This is a genomic window from Acinetobacter sp. MYb10, assembly GCF_002980175.2.
In the GTDB taxonomy this organism is placed as follows: Bacteria; Pseudomonadota; Gammaproteobacteria; order Pseudomonadales; family Moraxellaceae; genus Acinetobacter; species Acinetobacter guillouiae.
In genome coordinates this window covers 3,645,451-3,667,920 of sequence record NZ_CP058272.1, presented here as the reverse complement: position 1 = coordinate 3,667,920, position 22,470 = coordinate 3,645,451, and the positions used below count along the sequence as shown (strand labels likewise).

General features: G+C 39.7%; 18 protein-coding genes, 6 tRNA genes and 3 rRNA genes. 9 read left to right on the top strand and 18 right to left on the bottom strand.

Annotation, left to right across the window (positions count from 1 at the left end):
* Window positions 1-403: 403 nt before the first annotated feature.
* On the top strand, window positions 404-955 hold the full coding sequence (locus CQZ96_RS17220) for a DUF2062 domain-containing protein (RefSeq protein ID WP_105714362.1): 552 nt from the start codon (window positions 404-406) through the stop codon (window positions 953-955).
* Between the two features lie 29 nt (window positions 956-984).
* Here the strand turns inward: CQZ96_RS17220 and CQZ96_RS17215 are convergent, their stop codons facing one another.
* A complete protein-coding gene (locus tag CQZ96_RS17215; RefSeq protein WP_105714363.1) occupies window positions 985-1,863 on the bottom strand; it encodes a 5'-methylthioadenosine/S-adenosylhomocysteine nucleosidase in 879 nt (292 codons plus the stop codon).
* A 345-nt stretch (window positions 1,864-2,208) separates the two neighbouring features.
* Window positions 2,209-3,459 (bottom strand): iron-sulfur cluster carrier protein ApbC, encoded by a 1,251-nt coding sequence (gene apbC, locus CQZ96_RS17210; protein ID WP_105714364.1) that lies wholly within the window; start codon window positions 3,457-3,459, stop codon window positions 2,209-2,211.
* Window positions 3,460-3,780: 321 nt separating this feature from the next.
* Here apbC and CQZ96_RS17205 point away from each other — a divergent pair, with 321 nt between their 5' ends.
* On the top strand, window positions 3,781-4,080 hold the full coding sequence (locus tag CQZ96_RS17205; RefSeq protein ID WP_056515248.1) for a hypothetical protein: 300 nt from the start codon (window positions 3,781-3,783) through the stop codon (window positions 4,078-4,080).
* A 48-nt stretch (window positions 4,081-4,128) separates the two neighbouring features.
* On the opposite strand, the gene CQZ96_RS17200 is transcribed toward CQZ96_RS17205, so the two are convergent.
* The gene (locus CQZ96_RS17200; RefSeq protein WP_004723829.1) at window positions 4,129-4,317 is read right to left on the bottom strand and encodes a hypothetical protein; all 189 of its coding nucleotides are present in this window, start codon (window positions 4,315-4,317) and stop codon (window positions 4,129-4,131) included.
* Between the two features lie 192 nt (window positions 4,318-4,509).
* Between CQZ96_RS17200 and CQZ96_RS17195 the strand changes: the two genes are divergently transcribed.
* Complete coding sequence (locus CQZ96_RS17195; RefSeq protein ID WP_056515251.1) at window positions 4,510-4,728, top strand: DUF6500 family protein; 219 nt, start codon at window positions 4,510-4,512, stop codon at window positions 4,726-4,728.
* 4 nt (window positions 4,729-4,732) lie between these two features.
* On the opposite strand, the gene CQZ96_RS17190 is transcribed toward CQZ96_RS17195, so the two are convergent.
* The 3 genes from CQZ96_RS17190 to CQZ96_RS17180 form a co-directional block, all read right to left on the bottom strand.
* Window positions 4,733-5,035, bottom strand: a complete 303-nt coding sequence (locus CQZ96_RS17190) for a putative quinol monooxygenase (protein WP_105714365.1) — start codon at window positions 5,033-5,035, stop codon at window positions 4,733-4,735.
* Between the two features lie 50 nt (window positions 5,036-5,085).
* Window positions 5,086-5,580, bottom strand: a complete 495-nt coding sequence (locus CQZ96_RS17185; RefSeq protein ID WP_105714366.1) for a hypothetical protein — start codon at window positions 5,578-5,580, stop codon at window positions 5,086-5,088.
* A 102-nt stretch (window positions 5,581-5,682) separates the two neighbouring features.
* Window positions 5,683-6,483 (bottom strand): hypothetical protein, encoded by an 801-nt coding sequence (locus tag CQZ96_RS17180; protein WP_105714367.1) that lies wholly within the window; start codon window positions 6,481-6,483, stop codon window positions 5,683-5,685.
* Window positions 6,484-6,663: 180 nt separating this feature from the next.
* On the opposite strand from CQZ96_RS17180, the gene metG reads away from it, so the two are divergent.
* The 3 genes from metG (at window position 6,664) to CQZ96_RS17165 (ending at window position 10,434) form a co-directional block, all read left to right on the top strand.
* The gene (gene metG, locus CQZ96_RS17175) at window positions 6,664-8,718 is read left to right on the top strand and encodes a methionine--tRNA ligase (protein ID WP_105714368.1); all 2,055 of its coding nucleotides are present in this window, start codon (window positions 6,664-6,666) and stop codon (window positions 8,716-8,718) included.
* Between the two features lie 122 nt (window positions 8,719-8,840).
* Window positions 8,841-9,314, top strand: coding sequence for a hypothetical protein (locus CQZ96_RS17170; protein WP_105714369.1), 474 nt, complete (start codon window positions 8,841-8,843; stop codon window positions 9,312-9,314).
* A gap of 142 nt (window positions 9,315-9,456) precedes the next feature.
* Window positions 9,457-10,434: an MBL fold metallo-hydrolase gene (locus CQZ96_RS17165; protein WP_105714370.1), complete on the top strand. Its 978-nt coding sequence runs from the start codon at window positions 9,457-9,459 to the stop codon at window positions 10,432-10,434.
* A 156-nt stretch (window positions 10,435-10,590) separates the two neighbouring features.
* Here CQZ96_RS17165 and rrf read toward each other — a convergent pair.
* The 5 genes from rrf to CQZ96_RS17140 all read right to left on the bottom strand — a co-directional run bounded on the left by rrf (window position 10,591) and on the right by CQZ96_RS17140 (window position 15,895).
* Window positions 10,591-10,705 (bottom strand): 5S ribosomal RNA (rrf, locus tag CQZ96_RS17160).
* A 167-nt stretch (window positions 10,706-10,872) separates the two neighbouring features.
* Window positions 10,873-13,763: ribosomal RNA gene (locus CQZ96_RS17155) — 23S ribosomal RNA — on the bottom strand.
* A 337-nt stretch (window positions 13,764-14,100) separates the two neighbouring features.
* Window positions 14,101-14,176: transfer RNA gene (locus tag CQZ96_RS17150), tRNA-Ala, on the bottom strand.
* A gap of 44 nt (window positions 14,177-14,220) precedes the next feature.
* Window positions 14,221-14,297, bottom strand: a tRNA-Ile gene (locus CQZ96_RS17145).
* Between the two features lie 59 nt (window positions 14,298-14,356).
* Window positions 14,357-15,895: ribosomal RNA gene (locus CQZ96_RS17140) — 16S ribosomal RNA — on the bottom strand.
* Together the 16S, 23S and 5S rRNA genes with 2 tRNA genes alongside form the textbook arrangement of a ribosomal RNA operon.
* Before the next feature lie 691 nt (window positions 15,896-16,586).
* Between CQZ96_RS17140 and CQZ96_RS17135 the strand changes: the two genes are divergently transcribed.
* From CQZ96_RS17135 to CQZ96_RS17125, 3 genes are read left to right on the top strand one after another with little or no spacing between them, the layout of a single operon-like run.
* The gene (locus CQZ96_RS17135) at window positions 16,587-16,994 is read left to right on the top strand and encodes a YfiR family protein (protein ID WP_227504303.1); all 408 of its coding nucleotides are present in this window, start codon (window positions 16,587-16,589) and stop codon (window positions 16,992-16,994) included.
* 4 nt (window positions 16,995-16,998) lie between these two features.
* Window positions 16,999-18,216 carry a sensor domain-containing diguanylate cyclase gene (locus CQZ96_RS17130; protein ID WP_105714420.1) on the top strand — a complete coding sequence of 406 codons (1,218 nt, stop codon included), beginning with the start codon at window positions 16,999-17,001 and terminating at the stop codon, window positions 18,214-18,216.
* 16 nt (window positions 18,217-18,232) lie between these two features.
* The gene (locus tag CQZ96_RS17125) at window positions 18,233-18,712 is read left to right on the top strand and encodes an OmpA family protein (protein WP_105714421.1); all 480 of its coding nucleotides are present in this window, start codon (window positions 18,233-18,235) and stop codon (window positions 18,710-18,712) included.
* Between the two features lie 143 nt (window positions 18,713-18,855).
* On the opposite strand, the gene CQZ96_RS17120 is transcribed toward CQZ96_RS17125, so the two are convergent.
* From CQZ96_RS17120 to CQZ96_RS17090, 7 genes are all read right to left on the bottom strand, one after another.
* Window positions 18,856-18,932, bottom strand: a tRNA-Pro gene (locus CQZ96_RS17120).
* Between the two features lie 23 nt (window positions 18,933-18,955).
* Window positions 18,956-19,031: transfer RNA gene (locus CQZ96_RS17115), tRNA-His, on the bottom strand.
* 41 nt (window positions 19,032-19,072) lie between these two features.
* Window positions 19,073-19,149 (bottom strand) — tRNA-Arg (locus tag CQZ96_RS17110).
* A 45-nt stretch (window positions 19,150-19,194) separates the two neighbouring features.
* Window positions 19,195-19,271: transfer RNA gene (locus CQZ96_RS17105), tRNA-Pro, on the bottom strand.
* 152 nt (window positions 19,272-19,423) lie between these two features.
* Complete coding sequence (nadA, locus tag CQZ96_RS17100; protein ID WP_105714422.1) at window positions 19,424-20,491, bottom strand: quinolinate synthase NadA; 1,068 nt, start codon at window positions 20,489-20,491, stop codon at window positions 19,424-19,426.
* A 149-nt stretch (window positions 20,492-20,640) separates the two neighbouring features.
* The gene (gene argJ / locus CQZ96_RS17095; RefSeq protein WP_105714423.1) at window positions 20,641-21,861 is read right to left on the bottom strand and encodes a bifunctional glutamate N-acetyltransferase/amino-acid acetyltransferase ArgJ; all 1,221 of its coding nucleotides are present in this window, start codon (window positions 21,859-21,861) and stop codon (window positions 20,641-20,643) included.
* Between the two features lie 169 nt (window positions 21,862-22,030).
* Window positions 22,031-22,393, bottom strand: coding sequence for a hypothetical protein (locus CQZ96_RS17090; protein WP_004817737.1), 363 nt, complete (start codon window positions 22,391-22,393; stop codon window positions 22,031-22,033).
* Window positions 22,394-22,470 lie beyond the last annotated feature (77 nt).

Here is a 22,470-nt window from a genome sequence, read left to right as displayed (position 1 = left end):
GCAAAAAAATAATTGTAAGAGAACTTATTGAAGAACAGTCCTATAAATGAAAATATATATTATTTTCAATATCTTGAAAACATAAAGTCAGATAAAAACCGCAAAGTCACTGATCAAAGAAATGCTGTTTTTATGTCCAAAATCAAACTTTTAAATCAATAATAATACCTTTTAAATCAGTAAGTTTATTCCCAAATAGAACACTGATTAGCCTTAAAATAACAAGTAGTTCAATTACAGGCAGTCTTAGACACAAATCAAGGGCTTTTTAAGTAAATTTTCAGTTTTATTGACTATTCTTTATCCATATTTTTCTCTTACTCATTAGGTTTTTTGTCAGAAAGGTTGTCGTTTTTATCTACATTGATGCACAATAGTTACCTTTCTTGCATTTTCTACTTTTATGGCAAAGCATTTTTTTCAGTCTTGGCTCCCTAGTCCAGAGCGAGTCAACAATTTGAAATTCATGAAGATTTTTGGCGATAAAGCCTTAAGTCCTCAGCTTTGGTATGTCAATCGAAAATCGATTTCTAAAGCAATGTTTATTGGTACCTTTTGGGGCATCTTGCCTATCCCATTCCACACCTTATTAATTATTTTTTCAGTTTTATTCTTTGAGGCAAACTTACCGATTGGTTTAATTTTAGCTTGGATCATGAATCCCTTAACCATTGTGCCAATTTTGATTTTTGCCTTTTGGATTGGTTCCAAAATTTATCATGTGCATATGATCAATAAGGAAATGTTACTCGGTGTTTTCCATCAAATCATTCATTGGATCAAAAACTTTGGCCATGGGCATATTGATTTTAGTCTAGCCAAAATTCTTGCAACTGGTTTGTTTATTGAAGCATTTGTATTTGCATCGCTACTCTTTATTGTGACACGTATTTACTGGCGTTGGAGCGTGATTAAAAAATGGAATAACCGTAAAAAACAGCCAAACATTCTTTAAACAAGCTCCAACTTATTCTGATAAAAAATTTACTTCAAAGCGGCTTGTTTAGCTTTCATATATTCAACAACTACATCTAAAACATAATGCTGGCATGCTTCTCCAGTGCCTGGGTCATATGCACCGCCATTGGTAATATTGTTCGATAAAATACGAACACCAAGGAATGGTACTTTATATTGGCTGGCAATTTGTGCCACAGATGCAGCCTCCATTTCCTCTACAGAAGTGCCATAGTTTTTATGGAAAAAAGCAATTCGATCCAATTCATTGTTCCAAACATCTGCTGAACCAATAGTACCTTCAACCACACGGCCCTTGCTATAATTGGTTTTTGCACGCTGCGCCGCCAATAACAGATCTTTATCTGCTTCAAATTTACGAATCGCAATCGGTTCAGGATCAGACTCATCCGTAGGCAGCACATCAAAAGCTTCTGTCCATTCAAGAGAATTCGAACCCTCTCCAACCGCTTTTTTAGGTGTTCTAAATGCACCAATATTGGTGGTGTAACGACCTAAAACAATATCATAGACATTAAGATCTGGATCATGTCCACCTGATGTTCCTTGGTTAATAATCGCAATGGGTTTATAACGTTCAATCGCAATTGCTGTTGCGGCAGCAGAGTTGCTCATTCCCATTCTTGTTTTAGAGATAATCACCGGATAACCTTGGTAGGTGCCTTTCCAAAACTTCCAACCACCGAACGTTTCGACTGTAGAATTGCTTAGTTTTGAGGCCATTTGCTCAGACTCTACAGGTAAAGCACCTTGAATGATGATGGGTTGCAATGATTTCTGTGCCGTTGAATTAGAATTGGTTTTATCTGAATCACTATCGTTACATGCAGCCAAGAACATCGAACTACAGATTCCCAAAGCACATAAGATTTTTTTTAATAGCATGGTCTACTCAATGGTTTAAATAAGAAATTATACCTAAGCAATGAATATACCAGTTGATCAATTTTCTATATTTTTATACAGATAGTTAAGAGAAGGCGATTTAAATTTTATTTTGAGTTGGGAATAACTTTAATTAACTTAGTATAGTCTGTTGATCAACCCTATTTGTACCATACCCTTCATATTTATCAGAAATTATTTTAATTTCTTTGGGATACTAAAAATGGGTAATGCTTATAAAATCTTATTATCGAGTAAGTTTAAATATTTCATTGATTCATTCTCAAGTATCCTCTCTTTAATTCGATTGTTAAGATAAAGAGAGGACGCTTAAGAGGTCAATTCTTAGAAAATTCTATGCGGATCTTTTTCGGCTTTAGGTAAAGCTTGTGCAATTTTTTCAGCAATAGCCATATAGTTTTCTGCAGCAACATCTCCTGCAATCACAGAAGGTTTACCAGCATCAGCATTTTCACGAATTTGAACATTTAAAGGTAATCGACCCAGCAACGGAATATTATATTGCTCAGACAATTTATCTCCGCCACCAGTACCAAAAATTTGTTCTTCATGACCACAGTTTGAACAGATATGTGTCGACATATTTTCCACAACACCCATAACTGGAATATGCACTTTATTAAACAGTTCGATCCCTTTAACCGCATCCATCAAGGCTACATTCTGTGGTGTCGTCACAATCACAGCGCCAGTTACAGGAATACGCTGGGCAAGGGTTAATTGAATATCACCTGTACCAGGTGGCATATCGATAACTAGAACATCTAAATCAGGCCATAACGCTTGATTAAACAGTTGCATCAATGCACCTGTGGCTTTTGCACCACGCCAAGCAACTGGTGTATTTTCTTTTCCAATCAAATGACCGATCGAAAGTACCGCCATACCATAAGCTTCTAATGGTACAAAATTTTCACCTTCTATTTTAGGTGTTTGCCCTGCATTCCCCAGCATTGTTGGAATACTTGGACCATAGATATCAGCATCCAAAACCCCGACTTTTAAGCCTAGTTTGTGCAAAGCCAATGCGATATTTACTGTGGTGGTTGATTTACCCACACCACCTTTACCCGATGATATGAGGATCACATTTTCAATTCGAGGGTGTTTCGGAATATCTCGTTGTTGTGGTGCTGCTTTTTGAATCGGTGGATTATTAGGATCTTCTTGTGTATTTGCCATTTTAGCAGAAGCATCGACAACTGGAGGAAGATTAGGATGTTGCTCTTTGGGCTTTGAAGCGCAACTATGCCCTGCTTTTCCATGTTGGTCACTGCCACAACTCGAATCATGTTGAATTTTTTGTTGGATCACATGCAAATTCAACTCTTGAATACCACACTTCTCCAATGCATCTGCGAGATCATCATGAATTTTTTGTAAATGATCTGCCTCTTCAGGATAAGTATTAATTGTCAGTTGTAATACTCGGCCTACAACATTCACTTGAGTAATACGATCTTTTAAGACATTTGAATTTGGCAAAATATAGTTTTGCAAAACAGATTGGACTTCTTCCTCTTTCACCTCCTGCGCAGGAGAAAAAACTGATTTAAGCGAAGAAAGCCACGACATAGATTTGCTCCAAATTTGCAAATACAATAAATACTGAGAACAGATAGTTTAACTGTAAATTGACCTGAGGTTAAGCAAACTTCTATTCAGCTTTTTGAATGTTGTTATTAATCCTACTGATTTAGTTGGTTTAGCATCCCAAATAATCTATTCAATCATTTTATCTCATTGTTCAGAATGAACTTTTTGTTTTTGCGATTTAAATTTCTATGACAAACACCTTCTTAATAATTCCCATACAAATACTGGATAAAAAATAGCTATAGTCACGTTGGGTAAATAACAACTTTGTGTGGTTTTTGACAATAATAAGGTAGGTCTATGAAGTCTCTATTATTTTTAGTTTTTTCTGTAATCATTTCGAGTTCAGCTGTTGCTGGAACCTCTACAACTGCGGTGCGTACATCTTCAGGGCAATTGGTTTCTGTAGGTGATAGTTTGACGGAAATGTCGACACGTATTGGCCAATCTCCAATTTCAATGAACACTTATGAACGTAAAGAAGGTAAAACGACGGTTACCGTATCCAACTATATCTATGAGATTGAGAATGTAACTTATACTTTTACGGTGGTGAATAATCAGATTCGTGAAATTGAGTGGATTCGTAAAGAACCTTAATTAAAAAGTATCACTGAACAGCGTGGCGCTGTTCAGTGATTGTTCAAATTACTTTTCATCATCTTTTTTGTGCTTCAAATCATTTACAGCTTGCTCACCTTTAAGCAGTGTTTCTTTTGCTTTATGTTTGAGGTCATCTGCAACCTTTTCAGCACCTAATTTTGCTTCTTTGGCTTTTAACTTCACATCATCAATTACTTCAGAAGCTTTGTTTTTTAAATCGTCTAAATTTGTCATGATTTTCTTCCTATTCAATTAAGTCTCACCCTAGTTATAACAACTGAAACTCCATAAAATGTAAAAAGATGCATTTCTTTAACAATTCATACACAGTTTGTAGCGATGTGTTTTTTTGTTTCAAAATGAATAAAATAGCCTATTCTGATTGATTGAAAATCATTGAATCAAAACAAATACCGAGTCTATTTAATGCAACAGTTAATGAAAGAAAAAATTATCCGAGTCTGTAATGATAAAATTGCCAAAAAGGGAGATGATGTTGGTTTATCTTTTTATGCATTCTTTGCCAATAAAAATGACGATCCAGAAACCTTAATGCAAGTGGCAGAATGGTGGATTAAAACCCATCAGCTTGATCATTTTGAAAAGGCAATCAAGATTAAGAAAATGATTGAAGATGAATGCTAAATATTCATTTTTTAAACAATTCATCATAATGCTGCATATGGGTAAAAATTCCGTCTTGTCTTCTATGTTGATCAATTTGCGGGACTAAATCCTGAAAATGGGCGGATTGAACATGGGCATCTAAAGCAGCTCGATCAATCCATTCCTCAATAAATACAAAATGCCCTGTATTGCGTAAATCATGATATAAATCATAGGCAATACAGCCCGCTTCTCGTTTAGTTTCCTCAACTAATTGTTGATATAAAGGTAAAACTAAATCAATTTTATCCACTTGGATAAAGTCTTCGGCAATCAGTTTAAGCATAGGTAATTTCTTATTGATATCGAAGTTCGAACATAACATGAAACGCAAATTTAAACCCAATGATGTACTTGTTTTCTAAACATATTCTGCGCATTAAATTTTCTGTATAAAATGAAATAAATTGCATTTCCGAGAATTAGACCGATACAAAACGGGAGCAATAACAGTAAATAAACGAAGAGTAAATAACTCAATGCCTCGATAAAACTAGATAGAGCACCATCTAAACATAAAACTAAGAATAAAAAACATAGCATCATGATAAAGATCAAAGTTATAGATTTTATAATCTGTGTTGTTTCGATGATTTTTTGAGGTGCTTTAAATACTTTAAAAATAACTGCGTAACTAAAAAACCCGACCAGCAGAAAAAATGGAGTTAAATACAATACGACTTCCATGCCTCGGCTTGAAGTTCGTTCAGAAGCTGAAATAAATAAATCGCCCTGATAAAAATATAGAAAAAGACAAAATGGCACAACTAAACTGAGAACAGCCGCCAAACTTGCAAATGCTGACGCAACAAATACATACCAAGACCGCATGATTTTCTCCTGCTTCGATCTTGGTGTTAGTTTCTAAAATTAAAATGTAGCGTGTTTGATTAGGATGTGAAGTTTAGGTGAAGAATCATCACGATTCGGACTTTATGATCGGACATTTCCCATAAAACTGACTGCCGCAAATAGCCAAATAAACAATACGAAACTGCGACCCTGATTAAAATGATTCAAATCCGTACCATGTAGAATATTATGCCGTGTCATACTCACCGTTGAACTACTATCCATCTTATAAGCAGCCAACTCTAAAAAATAATGATTCAATTCATTGGCAATTTTAGCTTTATGCCACAAACTTTTAATCTCATGACCTTTTAACCCAGGAACGATTTTATAGACATCAATAAACTTGGTGTCCTGTTGTTTTAAATAACCATTTTGAACTAAAACAGCTGTTAACAAACCTTCTAATTGGGCATAAAGCAATGGAATACATCCCGCATACAACCCTAATTGATAGAGTTTAAAGCTTTGTTCTAACACAGCTTGGTATTGTGACTTCTGCTCACCCAGCGCTAATTGATCAAAAGCTTTAAACATCTCGGACTGAAAAAACTCACTGTTGATCACATCTAAAAGATTAAACTGAGCAATATCCTCAGCTTCATGTATCAATTGCCAAAAATGCAATAGATTGAGAGCGTCATTGGCAATTTTAGCCCCCACAGGCTGATCCAATTGATTGGCTAAAACTTCAAAATAAGGCTCTTCTTGAGCAAACCCATTGAGTGTTTCAATAAGATACTGATGTTCATCTTCAGAAATATCTGCAAAATAGCGTTCAGCTTGTTTCAGAATATTTTTTTCAATCAGATTTTTACTATTTTGATTTTGTGGAATACGGGTTACAGGCTGGTCATCATCAAAATATTCATCATCAATCATAGATTTATTGCTCTTGGGAAATACACGAATACACCATTCTATAATAATGAATTGGCAGATATAAGAATATGCATAAAAATCTACATTTGAAAAGAATTCACCTATTCTGTTGTGCATCTTCATAGCAATTACGCTAAAATCAATGCCCTTGCATTAACTTTGAGAAAGAGAGTTATATCCGTGCGAAATATTTTAGTCACTAACGCCCTTCCATACGCAAATGGTCCTATTCATATGGGTCACCTACTCGGCTACATCCAAGCAGATATCTGGGTTCGTGCCATGCGTGCAATGGGTCATGAAGTGACTTATGTCTGCGCGGATGATGCACACGGTACAGCAATCATGCTCCGTGCAGAAGCAAATGGGATTAGTCCAGAAGCACAAATTGCCAATGTGCAAAAAGAGCATATCCGTGATTTTGATGGTTTTGGCGTACATTTTGATCACTATGATTCAACCAATAGCGATGAAAATAAAGCCCGTTCTGAGGAAATCTATATTAAAAACCGTGAGGCAGGCAATATTGCGATTCGTCCTGTTACACAGTTGTTTGATCCTGAAAAAAGCATGTTCTTGTCAGACCGTTTCATTAAAGGGACTTGTCCAAAATGTAAAGCGGAAGATCAGTATGGCGACTCATGCGAAGTATGTGGTACGACCTATAATGCAACAGAGCTATTGAATCCACGCTCAACATTAAGTGGTGCGACACCTGTTGAAAAATCATCAGATCATTATTTCTTTAAACTCCCAAATTTTGCCGAATACTTGCAAAAATGGACGCGTGACGAAGGTCGTTTACCTGTTTCGATCGCCAATAAGTTAGATGAATGGTTTGAAAATGGTCTAAACGATTGGGATATCTCTCGTGATGCACCTTATTTCGGCTTTGAAATTCCAGATGCACCAAATAAATATTTCTATGTTTGGGTTGATGCCCCGATTGGTTATATGTCAAGTTTTGAAAATTACATCAAAACGAAACGCCCAGAATTAAGCTTTGACGACTACTGGAAAAAAGATTCTAAAAATGAGGTCTATCACTTCATTGGTAAAGACATTGTATATTTCCATGCGTTGTTCTGGCCTGCGATGTTAGAAGGTGCAAATTACCGCACCCCTACAGGTCTATTCGTAAATGGTTTCTTGACTGTAAATGGTCAAAAAATGTCAAAATCGCGTGGCACATTTATTAAAGCTGAAACCTATTTACAGCACTTAAATCCTGAATATTTACGTTATTACTTTGCTTCTAAACTCTCTGATAAAGTTGAAGATTCTGATTTGAATCTTGATGACTTTGTACAAAAAGTAAATTCAGATTTAGTAGGAAAAGTTGTGAATATTGCCAGTCGTTGTGCAAAATTCATTAACAGCAATTTTAATAATAGCTTGTCTACAACATGTGCTGAACCTGAACTGGTTCAAAGTTTCATTGATGCGGGTGATTCGATTGCTCAATCTTATGAAGCGCGTGAGTTTTCAACCGCTATACGTGAAATCATGGCACTTGCTGATCGTGCAAATCAGTATATTGATGAGAAAAAACCATGGGCTTTGGCAAAACAAGAAGGCCAGGAACAACAAGTTCATGATGTCTGTTCTGTTGGGATCAATCTATTCCGCCAATTGGCTGTTTACTTGGCACCAGTACTTCCAACTTTGGCAACACAAGTTCAAGACTTCTTAAAACTTGAAAGTTTTGATTTTACTTCAGGAAAAACGGTTTTAGTTGCGCATGAAATTGCTCAATTCCAACCATTGATGCAACGTGTTGATCCAAAAGCAGTTGCTGCAATGGTTGATGCATCAAAAGAATCTTTAGCTGCTGCAACACCAGCGAAAGCAGAAAAGAAAACTGAAAAAGCCAAAGAGAAAAAGCCTGAAGCCAAAGTGGGTGAAGCAGAAATCATTACGATTGATGACTTTATCAAAGTCGACTTGCGTGTTGCTGAAGTCTTAGAAGCAGCAACAGTAGAAGGTTCTGATAAGCTGCTTCAATTGACTCTAAATGTCGGTGAAGCTGAACCACGTAATGTATTCAGTGGGATCCGTGAGTTCTACAAACCTGAAGACTTAACTGGCAAATTGGTGGTTATGATTGCAAACCTTGCGCCGCGTAAAATGCGTTTTGGTATTTCAAATGGTATGGTGCTTGCTGCTGGAAATGGTGATGGCGTTTGGGTGATTTCACCTGAATCTGGTGCGAAACCAGGTGATAAAGTTTCTTAAGTATTGATTGTCTCATCCTAGACGATCATAAATCACTAAAAGGCTTCTTCGGAAGTCTTTTTTTATGCTAATGTTTTACTACACTATCATTATAAAAATGAAAAAAAGGGGCTCGCCTCAATATGGATATGTCAAAAAATAACAAAAGAAAAATATCTGCATTTATCCTCTGTGGTCCATTCATCGGTACATTTATTATCGCAATCACATTTCACAGCGAAATTATTTTTTATAATCCAATGCGGTTTTTAAAAGGACTCATTACACCATCTATTATATTTCCAATGATCGCTGCATTCATCTTGATTACTCCATTTGGTTATCTCCTAGGGTGCATTCCAGCCATCATTACCAATCTCTTATTTAAACACTTTTTTGCAAGTAAATTAGCGTTAGCCTCTTGGCGTTATAGTTTTATCTATGGGTGTCTTTTAAGCTTTATGCTAACCCCTTTTATTCTTATCATTGCTATAGTCACGCCGTCCCCTTTATTCACTTTTCTTTACCTCCAGTTTGTCCTTATACTACCAACAACGCTGATTTGTACTTTTATTGAATGGAAAAGAGCCAAAAATCGTCAGGATATAAATGAATGACCTCACATAGCTGATTCGATCATTGTGTATATTAATAAAAAATTCGCTTACAAAAGTAGATTTTTTTTCATATATAAAAAGCGCAGTGCTGAACCAATCCATGTTAAAAAATAATTCGTTAAATTAATTTTGATCAAATCCAATGAAAAAAACCGCCCTATCATTATCAGTACTTTTATTCGGCTTATTCCCTCTTACATCACAAGCAGAAGTCACTAAAATATTACCGATCATTGAACAACAAGCACAAGTAGCAGGATTTTACCAACATCAGCTGGGCAATACACAAATTACCGCCTTGCTAGATGGCACCAACTTTATGTCTCCCACACTATTTAAAGATATTTCACAGGATAAGGTTCAAGAAATTTTAAAGAAATATCATGCAGATCAAGCCAAAGGTGTACAAACATCGGTGAATGCATTTTTAGTTAACACAGGTAAATCACTGGTTTTGGTGGATAGTGGTACTGCAGATTGTTTCGGTGCGCATCTAGGCTCTGTATTAAAAAATCTCAAAGCTTCAGGTCATCAACCTGAACAAATCAATACGATTTTACTGACACATTTACATCCTGATCATTCTTGTGGTGTCAGTAAAAATGGCATAGCAAACTACCCAAATGCCACCATCTATGTCTCTGAAGATGAAGAAAATTATTGGTTGAATCCGAAACAGGCTGAAAAAATAGCACAAGATAAACGTGCCAATTACTTAGCAACTGTAGAAAAGATCAAAGCCGCCCTTGCACCCTATCAAGCTAAAAAGCAGTTTAAAACATTTAAACTGGGTGACAACATCAATGGATTTGAAGTGATCAACACAGCAGGTCATACCCCGGGACATTTTAGTTACAAACTAAAAACAACGGGTGAAGATATTGTTTTTATTGGGGATATTGTCCACTCTCATACAGTACAATTCGATAAACCTGAAACAGCAATAGAATATGATATTGACCCGAAAACAGCTGTTCAAACCCGATTAAAGCAGTTTGCTGATTATGCAAAACGTGGACAAACCATCGCAGCACCCCATTTGCCTTTCCCGGGCATTGGACATATTTACTCAGCAGATGAGAAGAGCTATCAATGGATTCCTGTTCATTTTAAAGATTAATGATTTTATTGTTTGAGTAGAATCTTTTTAATGATCTTTAAAAGCTCCTGCTAAGGCTAGAGCTTTTATTTTGCTTCTTAATTTCTTATCTTTTTCTTTCATATGGGCATAAAAAAACACCCCGCTCTCTAGAGACCGGGGTGTTTTAGATTTAAAAGCTGGCGATGACTTACTCTCACATGGGTAACCCCACACTACCATCAGCGCTAAGAGGTTTCACTTCTGAGTTCGGGAAGGGATCAGGTGGTTCACTCTTGCTATTGTCGCCAGCAAACTGTTATGGACTTGTTCGGGTCTTATTTAAATGCCTTACTTCGTACCAAATGAGTTTAACAGAACATTTGAGTTGGGTATTGTAACTAGCTTTTCAACTAAATCAAGTATGTTTGATCTTTTATGAATCAAATGATGCTTCATATACAACTGCTTGGGTGTTGTATAGTCAAGCCTCACGAGCAATTAGTATTGGTCAGCTTCATGCGTCACCGCACTTCCACATCCAACCTATCAACGTCGTAGTCTTCAACGGCTCTTTAGAGGACATAAAGTCCTAGGGAAATCTTATCTTGAGGTAGGCTTCCCGCTTAGATGCTTTCAGCGGTTATCCCTTCCGAACATAGCTACCCGGCGATGCGACTGGCGTCACAACCGGTACACCAGAGGTTCGTCCACTCTGGTCCTCTCGTACTAGGAGCAGATCCTCTCAAATTTCCAACGCCCACGGTAGATAGGGACCGAACTGTCTCACGACGTTCTAAACCCAGCTCGCGTACCTCTTTAAATGGCGAACAGCCATACCCTTGGGACCTGCTTCAGCCCCAGGATGAGATGAGCCGACATCGAGGTGCCAAACACCGCCGTCGATATGAACTCTTGGGCGGTATCAGCCTGTTATCCCCAGAGTACCTTTTATCCGTTGAGCGATGGCCCTTCCATACAGAACCACCGGATCACTAAGACCTACTTTCGTACCTGCTCGACTTGTGGGTCTCGCAGTTAAGCGCGCTTTTGCCTTTATACTCTACGCGTGATTTCCGACCACGCTGAGCGCACCTTCGTACTCCTCCGTTACTCTTTAGGAGGAGACCGCCCCAGTCAAACTACCCACCAGACATGGTCCTCGTCCCGGATAACGGGACAGAGTTAGAACCTCAATATTACCAGGGTGGTATTTCAAGGATGGCTCCATAGCAACTGGCGTCACTACTTCAAAGCCTCCCACCTATCCTACACAAGTAAGATCAAAGTTCAATGTCAAGCTGCAGTAAAGGTTCACGGGGTCTTTCCGTCTAGCCGCGGGTACACCGCATCTTCACGGCGATTTCGATTTCACTGAGCCTCTGCTGGAGACAGCGCCCCCATCATTATGCCATTCGTGCAGGTCGGAACTTACCCGACAAGGAATTTCGCTACCTTAGGACCGTTATAGTTACGGCCGCCGTTTACTGGGGCTTCGATCAAGAGCTTCGCTTACGCTAACCCCATCAATTAACCTTCCAGCACCGGGCAGGCATCACACCCTATACGTCCACTTTCGTGTTTGCAGAGTGCTATGTTTTTAATAAACAGTTGCAGGGGCCTGGTTTCTGTGGCTGCCAATAGCTCAAGGAGCAAGTCCTATCACCGTCAGCAGCGTACCTTCTCCCGAAGTTACGGTACCATTTTGCCTAGTTCCTTCAGCAGAGTTCTCTCAAGCGCTTTGGTCTACTCGACCTGACCACCTGTGTCGGTTTAGGGTACGATTCCTGTGTAACTGAAGCTTAGAGACTTTTCCTGGAAGCATAGTATCAGCCACTTCGCTAGTAAACTAGCTTGCTATCAGCTCTCAGCATAGAGCACCCCGGATTTGCCTAAGATGCATGCCTACTGCCTTTCACCTGGACAACCAACGCCAGGCTGACTTAACTTTCTCCGTCCTCTCATCGCATTACACAGAAGTATTGGAATATTAACCAATTTCCCATCGACTACGCCTCTCGGCCTCGCCTTAGGGGTCGACTCACCCAGCCCCGATTAACGTTGGACTGGAACCCTTGGTCTTTCAGCGAACGGGTTTTTCACCCGTTTTGTCGTTACTCACGTCAGCATTCGCACTTCTGATACCTCCAGCATACTTCTCAATACACCTTCATCGGCTTACAGAACGCTCCCCTACCACGTATACATAGTATACATCCGCAGCTTCGGCATATAGTTTTAGCCCCGTTACATCTTCCGCGCAGGCCGACTCGACTAGTGAGCTATTACGCTTTCTTTAAAGGGTGGCTGCTTCTAAGCCAACCTCCTAGCTGTCTATGCCTTCCCACATCGTTTCCCACTTAACTATAATTTGGGGGCCTTAGCTGGCGGTCTGGATTGTTTTCCTCTTGACTACGGACGTTAGCACCCGCAGTCTGTCTCCCGGATAGTACTCATAGGTATTCGGAGTTTGCATCGGTTTGGTAAGTCGGGATGACCCCCTAGCCGAAACAGTGCTCTACCCCCTATGGTATTCGTCCGAGGCGCTACCTAAATAGCTTTCGGGGAGAACCAGCTATCACCGAGTTTGATTAGCCTTTCACCCCTATCCACAAGTCATCCCCTGGCTTTTCAACGACAGTGGGTTCGGTCCTCCAGTTAGTGTTACCCAACCTTCAACCTGCTCATGGATAGATCACCCGGTTTCGGGTCTATACCCAGCAACTAAACGCCCTATTAAGACTCGATTTCTCTACGGCTCCCCTATGCGGTTAACCTTGCTACTGAATATAAGTCGCTGACCCATTATACAAAAGGTACGCAGTCACCGAACAAGTCGGCTCCCACTGCTTGTATGCATGCGGTTTCAGGATCTATTTCACTCCCCTCACAGGGGTTCTTTTCGCCTTTCCCTCACGGTACTGGTTCACTATCGGTCAGTCAGGAGTATTTAGCCTTGGAGGATGGTCCCCCCATATTCAGACAAGGTTTCACGTGCCTCGCCCTACTCGTCATCATTATATGTGCCCTTTCGTGTACGGGACTATCACCCTCTACGGTAGCACTTCCCAGAGCTTTCCGCTAAAACACATATAACTTAATGGGCTGATCCCCGTTCGCTCGCCGCTACTGAGGGAATCTCAATTGATTTCTTTTCCTAAGGGTACTGAGATGTTTCACTTCCCCTCGTTCGCCTCGCATGACTATGTATTCATCATGCGATACCTACCTTATGGTAAGTGGGTTTCCCCATTCAGAAATCTCCGGATCACAGGATATTTGCCGCCTCCCCGAAGCTTATCGCAGGCTATTACGTCTTTCATCGCCTCTGACTGCCAAGGCATCCACCACATGCACTTAATTACTTGACTATACAACCCCAAACAGTCGTTAATCCCTACAAGGAGGATCAACAATGTGAACTTAATCACTTCTATTTGTTGCCTGTGAATTTAATCACTATACAGCTTCAATTTAATTCATATACCAAAACGCTTGATTCAGTTTTATCGCTAGTGCTCATTTCACTCAACATTAACAATTGCTTGCTAACATCAACTAAAACGAGTTTAAACAATTATTTCAACTCAAATATATTCTGTTAATGATTCACTACCGCCTCGTCAGCGAGTAGTTAACTGTGATAAATCACAGAACTTAATAAGCTATCAGCTTACTAAGTTCTGTAATCACTTAGTCTTTAATTAGTGGTGGAGACTAACGGAGTCGAACCGTTGACCTCCTGCGTGCAAAGCAGGCGCTCTACCAACTAAGCTAAGTCCCCAGCTTAAGATCTTAATATATCTGCTCTTCTGTGTTCAGTAGACTTGGTGGGTCTGACAAGACTTGAACTTGTGACCCCACGCTTATCAAGCGTGTGCTCTAACCAACTGAGCTACAGACCCTCAGATACATCAATGAAGAACAACTTGTTGTGGATTCTTACCAATCGTCAATCTTTCGTTAAGGAGGTGATCCAGCCGCAGGTTCCCCTACGGCTACCTTGTTACGACTTCACCCCAGTCATCGGCCACACCGTGGTAAGCGTCCTCCTTACGGTTAGACTACCTACTTCTGGTGCAACAAACTCCCATGGTGTGACGGGCGGTGTGTACAAGGCCCGGGAACGTATTCACCGCGGCATTCTGATCCGCGATTACTAGCGATTCCGACTTCATGGAGTCGAGTTGCAGACTCCAATCCGGACTACGATCGGCTTTTTGAGATTAGCATCCTATCGCTAGGTAGCAACCCTTTGTACCGACCATTGTAGCACGTGTGTAGCCCTGGTCGTAAGGGCCATGATGACTTGACGTCGTCCCCGCCTTCCTCCAGTTTGTCACTGGCAGTATCCTTAAAGTTCCCACCCGAAGTGCTGGCAAATAAGGAAAAGGGTTGCGCTCGTTGCGGGACTTAACCCAACATCTCACGACACGAGCTGACGACAGCCATGCAGCACCTGTATGTAAGTTCCCGAAGGCACCAATCCATCTCTGGAAAGTTCTTACTATGTCAAGACCAGGTAAGGTTCTTCGCGTTGCATCGAATTAAACCACATGCTCCACCGCTTGTGCGGGCCCCCGTCAATTCATTTGAGTTTTAGTCTTGCGACCGTACTCCCCAGGCGGTCTACTTATCGCGTTAGCTGCGCCACTAAAGCCTCAAAGGCCCCAACGGCTAGTAGACATCGTTTACGGCATGGACTACCAGGGTATCTAATCCTGTTTGCTCCCCATGCTTTCGTACCTCAGCGTCAGTATTAGGCCAGATGGCTGCCTTCGCCATCGGTATTCCTCCAGATCTCTACGCATTTCACCGCTACACCTGGAATTCTACCATCCTCTCCCATACTCTAGCTTCCCAGTATCGAATGCAATTCCCAAGTTAAGCTCGGGGATTTCACATCCGACTTAAAAAGCCGCCTACGCACGCTTTACGCCCAGTAAATCCGATTAACGCTCGCACCCTCTGTATTACCGCGGCTGCTGGCACAGAGTTAGCCGGTGCTTATTCTGCGAGTAACGTCCACTCATCTTGGGTATTAACCAAGAGAGCCTCCTCCTCGCTTAAAGTGCTTTACAACCATAAGGCCTTCTTCACACACGCGGCATGGCTGGATCAGGGTTCCCCCCATTGTCCAATATTCCCCACTGCTGCCTCCCGTAGGAGTCTGGGCCGTGTCTCAGTCCCAGTGTGGCGGATCATCCTCTCAGACCCGCTACAGATCGTCGCCTTGGTAGGCCTTTACCCCACCAACTAGCTAATCCGACTTAGGCTCATCTATTAACGCAAGGTCACAAGTGATCCCCTGCTTTCCCCCGTAGGGCGTATGCGGTATTAGCATCCCTTTCGAGATGTTGTCCCCCATTAATAGGCAGATTCCTAAGTATTACTCACCCGTCCGCCGCTAGGTCAATTACCGAAGCAATCTCCCCCGCTCGACTTGCATGTGTTAAGCCTGCCGCCAGCGTTCAATCTGAGCCATGATCAAACTCTTCAGTTAAAAATCATTAGTGACTTAAGGTCACAATTCTGGCTCATCAATGTACTGACAAATTCTCTCAAATAAACTTCGAGTAATTTAAACCAATCAATCAATGATAATATTTCGATCAATCAATCAGTAAAAATCCACACAAGTTGTTCTTCATATTCTCTTAATGATCTTCTCAATGCTTCGTCAGCATCAAGCTAGGTCGGCTATACTACTCTCTATCTCTAAAAAGTCAATCAATAATGTTAATTATTTTTTCTAACAAACCCAACTCTAATCTCATCTTAAAATCTCAATTCGAAATCTTAACAACTTAATCAAGTGCCTGATTTATCAGAAGTTTTATTTAACATCACCGCCGATGGATGTGCATTCTACAGCATTCCTTACCCAACACAACCCCTTTTTTTAAACTTTTTTTATCAACTGGACATTTTTTCGACCAAAATAGCAAAAAAAGTCCATTTTTAGCTATTTTTTGCACCATTTTTTCTCATACTAATAAAGCAACTCATGTTTTTATTTAAATTTTAAGCTATTTATATTTGTTTTTTTTCTTTAAACTATTTGAAATAATTTTATCATTTAATAAATTAAGTCGAATATGGCCCGTTTTATAAATAGAAGAAGCTTCTGTTTAGGAATTTTGCTCTTTTGCTGCAACTATTCCTCAGCCAATTCGTCACATAATATTTTCATGATGACATTATCTATACTAAGTTATGCAAAATGGAACACTCCGAATCCAGAATTATGCGTCGTTGATAATGCATCCTATGCAAACCAATTTTCTGCTTATATCAAATCAAATAAGTCTCCTTTTAATATAAGTGCGATACATTCGGCTGATCTGAAAAATCGTCATTGTGATGCGGTATTTTTTTCCAATACTTCAGCACAAACCGAACAGGCCCTTATTGGGAAATCATTAAATTCATCTATTTTATCGTTTAGCTCAAGTAATTCTGAATGTGAAATTGGCAGCGTTTTTTGCTTATCCACCAACAAAACAGGAAATACTATTTTTAAAGTGAATCTAGATAGTTTAGCTCAGTCTAAAATACATGTTGACCCACGTGTTTTATTGCTGGCAAAGAATTCGGATTAAAATAATGATGAATAAATTTTTTAAATCGAGTTCTCTACAAACATTGTTTCGTAAATCTCAATTTACGACCTTTGCAATCACTTTATTTATTAGTACATCTACTTTTGTCACGATTTCAGTATTTACCGTTGAATCTTATGCGAAACAAAACCTATTATTAATCAGTCGAACCGTGTCTGAACGTGTTCAACCTGCGCTGGTGTTCTCTGATAGAATCGCGATTTCACAAATTATCAATGAATATACCTTCCAACATTCAGTACGTCTGATTGAAGTTTATGACAATCAAGGCCATAAAGTTGCAGAAAGTTTAAAAAATGTTGAACACTATTCTTATATTCAAAACTTTTTTGATCATATCTTTTTAAAAGATGCCATCAAGTTAAACGTCCAACATCAAGGAAAGCTGGTCGGTCAAGTTGTGCTGTATGGAAGTTCCAATGAAATTTTAATGTTTATTTTTAAAATTTTTACCGGCTTAGCATTTGGCATGCTCTTTATGGTTTTTGCTGTATGGTGGTCAGTAAACTTAACCTATCGCCATATTATGGGTTCTTTTTTACCGATTATACAAATTGCACAACTCTTAAGAAATCAAAAGGCGTATAACTTAAGGTTTCCAAAAAGTGATGTAAAAGAATTTCAAGACTTAAACAGTGTGTTCAACCAACTCTTAGATGAAATTCAATCTTGGCATACCCATCTTCAAAATGAGAATAGTGAACTCTCTTATCAAGTTCAACATGATCATTTAACCGAATTACCTAATCGTAATTATTTTTATCAAGTGTTATGTAATCTATATGAAGACACCAATCAACGTGAGAATTTAGCTTTATTATTTATTGATAATAATAATTTTAAAGCTATTAATGATCAATATGGACATTTGGTCGGTGATGAAGTTTTAAAAGAAATGGCTTCTCGATTAAGACGCCATATTCGCCAAGATGATTTTGTCGCGCGTCTTGCAGGGGATGAGTTTGCAATTATTTTACGTTCCATTTCTAAAATTGAACACCTCATCTCTATTGCGGAAAATCTGATTAAATGTTGTGACGATCCTTTAATCTATAAAGGACAATCGATTTCTTTTAGCTTTAGTATCGGTATTGCTATCTCTAGCCAGGCCTCAAGCCCAGAAGACTTAATTTCTCAAGCAGATCAAGCCATGTACAAAGCAAAATCTTTACAGCATCATTGGTTTATTTACCATTCATAATATTAGGGGGGTTTTTATGACTTTAAAAAACGTACAACTTTCTATTCTTGCAATACTCTGCCTAGCACTTACAGGTTGTATGAATCTAGGTGGGTTGAGCTATAAACAAGCTCGTGTACTTAAGAAAGAAGGTTTTGTATTAACGGATGAAGGCTGGAGTCTAGGTCTACCAGAACGTTTATTGTTTGGTTTTAATGAATCGAATATTAATACCGAGCGCCAAACTGAATTGGTTCGTTTAGCCACGCAATTAAATAAATATCATCTCGATAAGCTTAAAATTGTAGGTCATACCGATAATATCGGAAATCCTGAATACAATTTAAAATTATCCAAAGAACGCGCTCAAAATGTTTCAAATATATTCATTGGGCAAAAATTTAATCCACAAAATATCCAAGTGATAGGAAAAGGGGCTGACCAGCCACTTAAATCAAATGATTCAGAAGAGAATAAAGCTGAAAACCGTCGTGTTGCGGTGATTATTATTCCTTGATAATCTTCTCTTTATTAAAAAAAGATCTCTACAGAGATCTTTTTTTAGGTCTATAGAATTTGACGCTTCGTTGACAAGCACAAATTTCGGGCATAAAAAAACCGCCTTTAAGCGGATAATTTATATTTAAGCTGATGCTTAAATGGTCGGAGCAGTAGGATTCGAACCTACGACCCCCTGGTCCCAAACCAGGTGCACTACCAGGCTGTGCTATGCTCCGAATTTACAACAAACTTAAGGAATTGGGGTGAATGATGGGGCTCGAACCCACGACAACCGGAATCACAATCCGGGGCTCTACCAACTGAGCTACATCCACCGTCACATTAAGTTTTAGGATCTATAGTATCAAGCAACATATGGTGCGCCTGACAGGATTCGAACCTGTGACCATCCGCTTAGAAGGCGGATGCTCTATCCAACTGAGCTACAGGCGCATGACCAATGATACTAATATCACAGATTAACTTGCCTTGAAGAATTGGTCGGAGCAGTAGGATTCGAACCTACGACCCCCTGGTCCCAAACCAGGTGCACTACCAGGCTGTGCTATGCTCCGTTCATCTCAGCTTTTATGTATCGCACATCGTGCGGTACGGTGTGCATTCTAGGCGTGACGCCACAAGACGTCAACACCTATCTTGAAAAAAAGTTAAAAAAACACGTCAAATGTATATTAATCAAACATTTCAGATGTTTTTTATACAATTTCTATCGTTTTAATTGAGCACTAAAGTTCAACATACGATCTAAAGGTAATTTAGCACGTTCAGCCAAAGCAGCATCTACGAATATTTCTTGATCGGCCTTTTGCAAAACTGACAAAATACCATCTAATTCATTCATTGCCATCCACGGGCAATGCGCACAAGAACGACACGTTGCACCCTCACCTGCTGTAGGTGCTTCAATCAAGGTCTTATGCGGTACAGCTTGTTGCATTTTATAGAAAATACCACGGTCTGTAGCCACAATTAGAGTGTCTTGTGGCAATGTTTGAGCTGCTTTGATCAGTTGTGAGGTGCTTCCCACCGCATCCGCAATATCAATCACGGATTCTGGTGACTCAGGATGTACCAATACAGCTGCATTCGGATACAGCGCTTTCATCTTTTCAATACCACGGGCACGAAACTCTTCATGCACGATACAAGCACCATCCCAAAGCAACATATCAGCACCGGTTTTCTTTTGAATATAACGGCCTAAATGTTGATCTGGTGCCCAAATAATTTTCTCGCCCAAACTGTCTAAGTGTTCAATGATCTCTACAGCACAACTTGAAGTCACCACCCAATCTGCACGTGCTTTAACTGCTGCTGAAGTATTGGCATAGACCACAACAGTATGCTCAGGATGCGCATCACAAAATGCGGTAAATTCATCTACAGGACAACCGAGATCAAGCGAACAGGTTGCTTCCAAAGTTGGCATAAGTACTGTTTTTTCAGGAGAAAGAATTTTTGAGGTTTCTCCCATAAATTTAACCCCAGCGACCACCAGAGTAGATGCCTCATGATCACGTCCAAAACGTGCCATTTCCAAAGAATCAGAAACACAACCACCTGTCGCTTCCGCAAGTTCTTGTACATCTGGATCACAATAATAATGTGCCACCAAAACAGCATTGTTTTTTTGCAACTCAGCTTTAATTTGCGCAAACTTCTGCTGTTTTACCGCTGGACTCAGACTATTGTCCTTAGGTTCACCTAAACGATCTAAATGCGCTTGCACAACCGATTTTGCTTCGTTGGCAATTAAATTATTCGCATCATTCATAAGAGGTCTTCTCTTTCCTTGTCGCTGGCATCATGCTAGCGTTTATACACTTGTGAATTGATTGTACGGTTTAGCGCACATAAATTCACCACGAAAAATGTTTTGTTATAAAAAAGCCTCACGAATGAGGCTCCTTAAAAAATCAGCAATTAAGAACGATAGTCCGCATTAATTTTCACATAATCATATGATAGGTCACAAGTATAGACCGTATCTTTGGCCTGCCCTCGACCAAGGTTTACATGAATGGTCATTTCTGTCTGTGACATTACACGCGCACCAGCTTCTTCGGTATAGTCTTCAGCAGCACCACCATCTTTACAAATTTGCACGTCGTCTAACCAGACTTGAATTTTTTCAACATCCAAATCTTTCACGCCAGCATAACCAATCGCAGCAAGGATACGCCCCCAGTTTGGATCAGACGCAAAAATTGCCGTTTTGACCAATGGTGAATGGGCAATGCTATAAGCAATATCACAACATTCTTGTGTGTTGTTTCCACCGTCAACCATGATAGTAATGAATTTGGTTGCCCCTTCTCCATCACGAATAATCAGTTGTGCCAAACGCTTCATCACACGCGATAAAACATCCAAGACCACCGTATAGCGTGCATCATCTTCACTGCTAATTTCTACACCACCAGCCATGCCTGTTGCAGCAAAGATGCATGAATCATTGGTAGAAGTATCACCATCCACAGTAATTCGGTTAAATGATTGGTCTGCGCTAATTTTTAACATTTTTTGCACAAGATTTCGTGCAATTGGCGCATCGGTTGCAACAAAACTCAGCATGGTCGCCATATTTGGGCGAATCATGCCTGCACCTTTAGAAATCCCAGTCATTGTATACGTTATACCATCAAGCTCGAACTGTTCTGAGGCACCTTTTGGTGTGGTATCTGTGGTCATGATCCCAGTCGCAGCGTCCGACCATGAAGCGTCATTCAAACCATTTAGTGCAGGCTGTAAACCTTGCGTTAAACGCTCAATCGGTAGCTGTTCGCCAATGACCCCTGTAGAGAATGGCAATACCTCAAATTCTTCTACCTGCGCTAACTCAGCAAGCTTTAAACAGGTCAATTGTGCATTTTGCATGCCCAATTTGCCTGTACCCGCATTGGCATTCCCGGTATTGATGACCAAATAGCGTGGATTGGCTTGTGCTAAATGTGCTTTGGACACATGAACGGGCGCTGCACAAAATGCATTTTGGGTAAATACCCCCGCAACATTGGTACCTTGTGCAAATTCAAAAATAACTAAATCTCGTCGATTTGGATAACGGACATACGCCTCAGCAGAGCCAATTTTTACACCTTGTACCACATGCATATGCGGCATAGACACGTCACCAACAGCCATTTTCAAATGTCCATATGAATTAGAATGAAAACACAGCTTATTAGAATTCTCTATAAAAATCGAGCTTATTAAAATGCTTATTTATTTTTACTATAAGAAAAGCTTATTCATTTGAATATAAAATAAAAAAGCCAGTAAATATACTGGCTTTCATCACATCATCAATACCTTACTGTTGAACAGCAGTCGTGGTATCCGCAGCCAATAATGCTTGCTTTACTTTTTCTTGACTAGATACTGACAACGCTGGATTTGAAGCAACAACGCGATTAACCGTAGCAGGTGTTACTGCTGCAATCGCCGCAGTTTTTAAAATAATTGGGCGTCCGCCTGTATTCCCTAAAGTATAACGAATACCAGTACGTGGACTGATTACAGTCGTGGTTTCATTTTTTACTTCTGCTTGGGCTGTCACTGCGCCTGTAGCAGCTTGTACTTTTTCCACTGTCGTCGTTTGTGGTGCCGTATCTGCAAATGCCAATGCTGGAACTGCTAAAGTTGCAACAAATAAAGGTTTTAATAATTTTTTCATTATCTTCCCAAAGATCTTTTCCAATTGAGCAACTTAATACCACTTAATCACATTTCCTGCAATAAAAATTAACGCAT